Source organism: Thioalkalivibrio sp. (assembly GCF_041690275.1).
In the GTDB taxonomy this organism is placed as follows: Bacteria; Pseudomonadota; Gammaproteobacteria; order Ectothiorhodospirales; family Ectothiorhodospiraceae; genus Thioalkalivibrio.
In genome coordinates this window covers 1-4,923 of record NZ_JAWLHP010000052.1, presented here as the reverse complement: position 1 = coordinate 4,923, position 4,923 = coordinate 1, and the positions used below count along the sequence as shown (strand labels likewise).

At 63.1% G+C, this 4,923-nt stretch carries 5 protein-coding genes; all 5 read right to left on the bottom strand.

What is annotated here, in order from left to right; all coding sequences use genetic code 11:
* On the bottom strand, nucleotides 1–398 hold a 398-nt coding region (locus tag ACESMN_RS10500; RefSeq protein ID WP_373053550.1), incomplete at its 3' end, for a hypothetical protein.
* Nucleotides 399–734: 336 nt separating this feature from the next.
* Entirely contained in the window at nucleotides 735–2,075 is a 1,341-nt protein-coding gene (locus ACESMN_RS10495; RefSeq protein WP_373053549.1) for a sigma-54-dependent transcriptional regulator, read from the bottom strand.
* Nucleotides 2,076–2,203: 128 nt separating this feature from the next.
* A complete protein-coding gene (locus tag ACESMN_RS10490; protein WP_373053548.1) occupies nucleotides 2,204–3,835 on the bottom strand; it encodes a sensor histidine kinase in 1,632 nt (543 codons plus the stop codon).
* A gap of 196 nt (nucleotides 3,836–4,031) precedes the next feature.
* Nucleotides 4,032–4,619 (bottom strand): DUF302 domain-containing protein, encoded by a 588-nt coding sequence (locus tag ACESMN_RS10485; RefSeq protein ID WP_373053547.1) that lies wholly within the window; start codon nucleotides 4,617–4,619, stop codon nucleotides 4,032–4,034.
* A 73-nt stretch (nucleotides 4,620–4,692) separates the two neighbouring features.
* Nucleotides 4,693–4,923, bottom strand: a 231-nt coding sequence (locus ACESMN_RS10480; RefSeq protein WP_373053546.1) for an FCSD flavin-binding domain-containing protein, incomplete at its 5' end; no start/stop codon positions are given.

The following is a 4,923-nucleotide window of genomic DNA, read 5'->3' as shown; positions in this document are numbered from 1 at the left end:
TGGTTCACTCCGGCCTCGAGGCCCTCGAGGCCGGCAGTCCCAGCTCCCGGCCGCAGGCCGCTATGGCAACTGGTGCAGCCTTCCTGGCCCTCGAAGTCCAGGTGGGTGGCGAAGCCGAACATCTCTCCTCCGAGCGCGTCGATGTGGCTACGCACGAGGTCAACGTCATCGCGATTCTGATGGCAGGAGTAGCACACGGAGGCATTGGGCGAATCCACGCCGGCCGCGGCGTCGGTGACGGTGACGGCATCTTCGCCGGGCGGTCCGGGAGGCCCTGGCGGCCCCTGGGCCCCATCGTCCCCATCGCTGCCGCAACCGGCCAGCCCCAGCGTCATGGCCAGGAGCACGGCGGTGGCGGCCGTGCCCAACAGGCGGTTTCTTCGTTGAAATCCTTGCATGTTTTATCCTCCTCCCAAGATGGCGTCGATACGGACGGTTGAGATTCCGTCGCGTTCGAACTCCAGCCTTTCTTTTCAGGCTGTGGCGGTGGAAGGCCCGATGGCGCAGTAAGACCAGGTTGAGTGGATCCCGTTGCCCCTTCGCCCGCCGCACAAACCGGGCAGCAGTGTGACTGGACCTGCTAACCGGTCAGACGGGCCTTCACCCGATCTCGCAGCAAGAAGTGAGCCACGATCAGGGCATCATGGAATCAACGCCTTGCGTGTCATGAGCGGGAGAGGGGATGCCACAATGACAACCGGCTTGTCATTGTGGCAATCGGGGGCGGCTAAAGCTCAGAGACCCCAGCGCTCGATCTTTCGGTAAAGAGTGCGCAGGCCGATGCCGAGGATGCGGGCGGCCTCGGGCTTGTCGCCGCCGGTATGTTCGAGTGTCTCGGCGATCATCTGACGTTCCATCGCCGCCAGGGTACCCCCGGTCTCGGGCTCGATCTGCATGGCGGCGCACTTGGAGAGCAGGTGCTCCGGGAGGTTGTCCAGCGTGATCAACCGTCCGGTCGCGGTGACGACCATGCTCTCGACGCAGTTCATCAGCTCCCGGACGTTGCCAGGCCAGGAATGCTTGCGCATCAGCTCCCGCACCTCGTCGCTGATGCCATCGATGTCGCGGTTGTGCGTCTCGCTGTAGTGCCGCAGGAAGTGCTCGCACATGATGTCGATGTCCTGGCGGCGTTCCCGGAGTGGGGGAATCTTCAGCCTGACCACGCAGAGCCGATAGTAGAGATCTTCACGGAAGCTGCCTTCGGCGACGAGTTCCTCCAGTTTGCGATTGGTGGCGGACACGATGCGGACATCCACCTTCAGGTCACGATGTCCGCCCACGCGCTGGAAGGTCCGTTCCTGCAGGAAGCGCAGGATCTTCACCTGTACCGACGGGGGCAGGTCGCCCACCTCGTCGATCAACAGGGTGCCACCGTCTGCCAGCTCGAAGCGTCCCTTCTTGGTCGCGAGGGCCCCGGTGAATGACCCGCGTTCATGGCCAAACAGTTCGGACTCGACGACGCCCTCCGAGAACGCCGCGCAGTTCACCTTCACGAATGGCCCGAGCGCACGGTCGCTGTTGAAGTGGATAATGTTGGCGATCATCTCCTTGCCGGTGCCGCTCTCGCCCTCGATCAGCACGGTGGCGTTGGTACTGGCCACCTGTTCGACCTGTGCGAGGAGCTGCCGGATCTCCGGAGACTGGCCGACGATCGCGACGTCGCTGTAGCGTTCGGCGAACTTCCGCTTGAGCTGAAGGTTTTCGTCGCGCAGCTTCAACGCCTCCAGGGCCTTCAGGATCAGCACGTCGAGCCGGTCGATATTGATCGGCTTCGGGAGGTAGTCATAGGCGCCGAGCTTCATCGCCTCGACCGCGGAATCAACGGTTCCCTGCCCGGTGATCAGGATCACCATGGGCCGGTATTCCAGCTTGTTGATGGCCTCCAGCAGCTCCATGCCGTTCATGCCCGGCATCACGAGGTCCGCCAGCACGATGGAGACCGGTTCGGACTGAAGCAGCTCGAGTGCCTCCTCGCCGCTTCCCGCCGTCAATGTTGCATAGCTGTCGGAGAGGGCCCGGGAAAGCGTCTCCCGGGTCATCCTGTCATCGTCCACGATCAGGATCGAGTCTTGCACCATGTCTTCCGTTCAACGACTGTTGGTCGAATGGGCACCGGGCCCGGGTGAATCGGGAGGGCCCTGGCGCGTCTGGTCCGTTGCAACACCGCCGAGTTCGATGGAAGCGGCCTCCGGGGCGCGGCTCTTCAGGAGGTGCCGTATTCGAGTTGTGCCGATTCCGGCTCATCGTCCGGGGACATGGCGGATTGATCGATTGGCAAGCGCAGGGTAAACGTGGACCCCTGACCAGGTCGGCTCGTACAGGAGACGGACCCACCGTGATCCTCTGCGATGCGCTGCACGATCGCCAGGCCGAAACCGAGGCCGGTCTCCTTCCGGGTGAAGAACGGGGTAAAGATCCGTTCCTGGTCTTCGGGATCGATCCCGGTCCCCGTGTCGGAGACCTCGATGATCCCGCAGTCGTCCTCCGCCCGCGTTGCGAGCGACAGCGTGCCACCGTCGGGCATTGCGTCCAGCGCGTTTGCGCAGAGGTTTACGATTGCCTGGACGATCGTGCGCTCGTCCAGCAGCAACGGCTGCAGGCGAGTGTCCAGCCTCGCCTCGATGCGCACGCCGGCCTCCTCCGCCTTCTGGCTGAACGTCTCCATGACCTCGCCCACAAGGGCGTTTGTATCCGTGCGCCTGGGATGCGAGGGGGGGAAACGGGCGTAGTTGACGAATTCGTCGAGGTACGAACTGATCCTCAGCACCCCGTGGTCGATCATCGAGATCAGGTGGAGGATCTCCGAGTGGCCGGCCGAATCGCTGGGCATGGACGTGCGGGCCGCACGTTTCAGCAGTTGCAGGTTGATATAGAGCGTATTCAGGGGCGTCTTGATCTCGTGATTGACCGTGGTGGCAATCTGGCCCAGGGTGGCCAGGCGCTCCATCCGGACCAGGTCCCGTTGCGTGCGTTGCAGGGACGCGTAGGCCTGCTCGAGGCTCCGGGTGCGATCCTCGACGCGCCGCTCCAGTTCCTGCGTCAGTCTGGAGAGGTCGCGCTCATGACGCTGGATGGTCTCGGCCATCTCGTTGAAGGAACGGTACAGGACGCCGATCTCGGTCCTGGAGTGGGTGTCGGCGCGCGTGGACAGGTCGCCTGCGGCGAGTCGATGGGCGGTCCGGGCCAGAGACTTCACGGGGCTTACGACGTACCGCGAGTGAAGCATGTAACCCAGCCAGACGATAAACAGCCCGAGGAGGGACAGTCCAAGGAAGAGCTGGAGCAGGAAACTGAAATGTCCTTCAGCCATGCCGATCTTGCGGGCGATGATATCGAAATGCAGCGCATTGACCTGTGTCAGCAGTTCCTTGATCTGCTCACCCCGTTGCAGGAGTTCCTCCGCCAGGACCTGGGGCGGTACGGCCCCCGTGAGGCTGTTTCCCTCGGGGGACGTGAGCTGCGCCAGGCTTCGAACAACGGCATCGAGTTCGCGCAGCAGTCGGACCTCTTCGAGGCTTTCCGGGTAGGCGGTTGCCTCCTCGTATGCGAGGTGGTCGGATAGATCGGCTCGGAGGGCGTTCCCTATGGACTCGGCCCGATCGCGCGCGAACGCGTTCTGCTGCGGATCGAGCAGGTAGTGATGCTCCGCCAGCAGCAATTGATGGGCCTGATCCTGCAGGCGACCGATGAATGCGATGTTACGGGCCTCCGTCTCGATCATGCGTGCCTTTTCACTGACGGCGTGCACGCTCATGACCGAGATAGCCCCGAAGGTCACCACACCCAGGAACAGGATCGCCGATGCAATGAGCAGGTAGCTGTTCAGGCTTTTCACAGAGGCGCAAGGGAGTCCAGATGGTTTTCAACCTTGAATGTAGCATGTAATTGGCCAAACGAAGGCGTGACGCCGGCAGTCTGCTGCGGCGATCGTGGGGTGAGGGGCTCGGCCTGCCCCCTGACGGGGCCGCCGGCCGGCTTATGGATCGCCGCGTCGCTGCGCTCCTCGCGATGACGGCTTGACCAGCACTGCTCTAGAAGTCCCCTCTGGCCGCGCCCTCCAGGATGTCGTTCAAAGTGGCGCTGACCCAGAGGGCGCCCTTGCGCAGATCAGGCGGTAGCGGCTTGCCACCATAGATCATCATGTCGAGGTCCATCATCTGCAGCCACAAGGTCCCATCATTGTCCTCGACCAGGGCGATGCGACAGGGCATGAAGGCCGTGTAGGCGTTGTCGTAGTCGGCCATCATCGCACCCACGCCGACGTCACAGAAGGAGAGAAAATTGACGTAACGATAGGGTTCTCCCGTGACCGCCTCCACTTGCCGGGAGAAGGGGGCGTCGCCGACGTAGAGCATGTTGTGGCCGGCGGCCAGGCTCTTCATCGAATCGATCACGTCATCGATACTGAGTCCATCCTCGACCCGGACCTTGCGAACCATCGCGACCGCGGGATCGAGGTTCTCCATGTAGCGTTTGGCGAACTCCGTGTACATGGCCGGCGCTTCCGGATCCAGTTTTCCAAGGAAGTTTTGCGCGGCCACGAAGCCTGCCAGACCGGCGATGATGGCCAGCGCACCGATCATCGCCAGAATGTTTCGTAAAATGTTCACGAACGGCATTCCTCCTGTTGATCCCGGTCCAGGGCGTCACCCCCTGCATCGCCCGCCCGGGGGACATGGTGGATCATGACTGTCAGCCGAAGCCCTGGTCGGTCAGGTTGTCGTACCAGCTCGCGGCGTAGCGGGCCTCGCGTCCCTGGAAGCGGTCATCGGCATCCGCCGGTGAAATCGCCACCGAGTCGCCCACGCCCACCACCGATTGCTCGCCATCAGCGTCCGTTACCGGCTCGTAGACGCCGGAGACCGAGATGCTGTGCTCCGGGCTCAGCAGGCTGTAGCAGGTGTTGAAGTAGGCCGGCTTGCC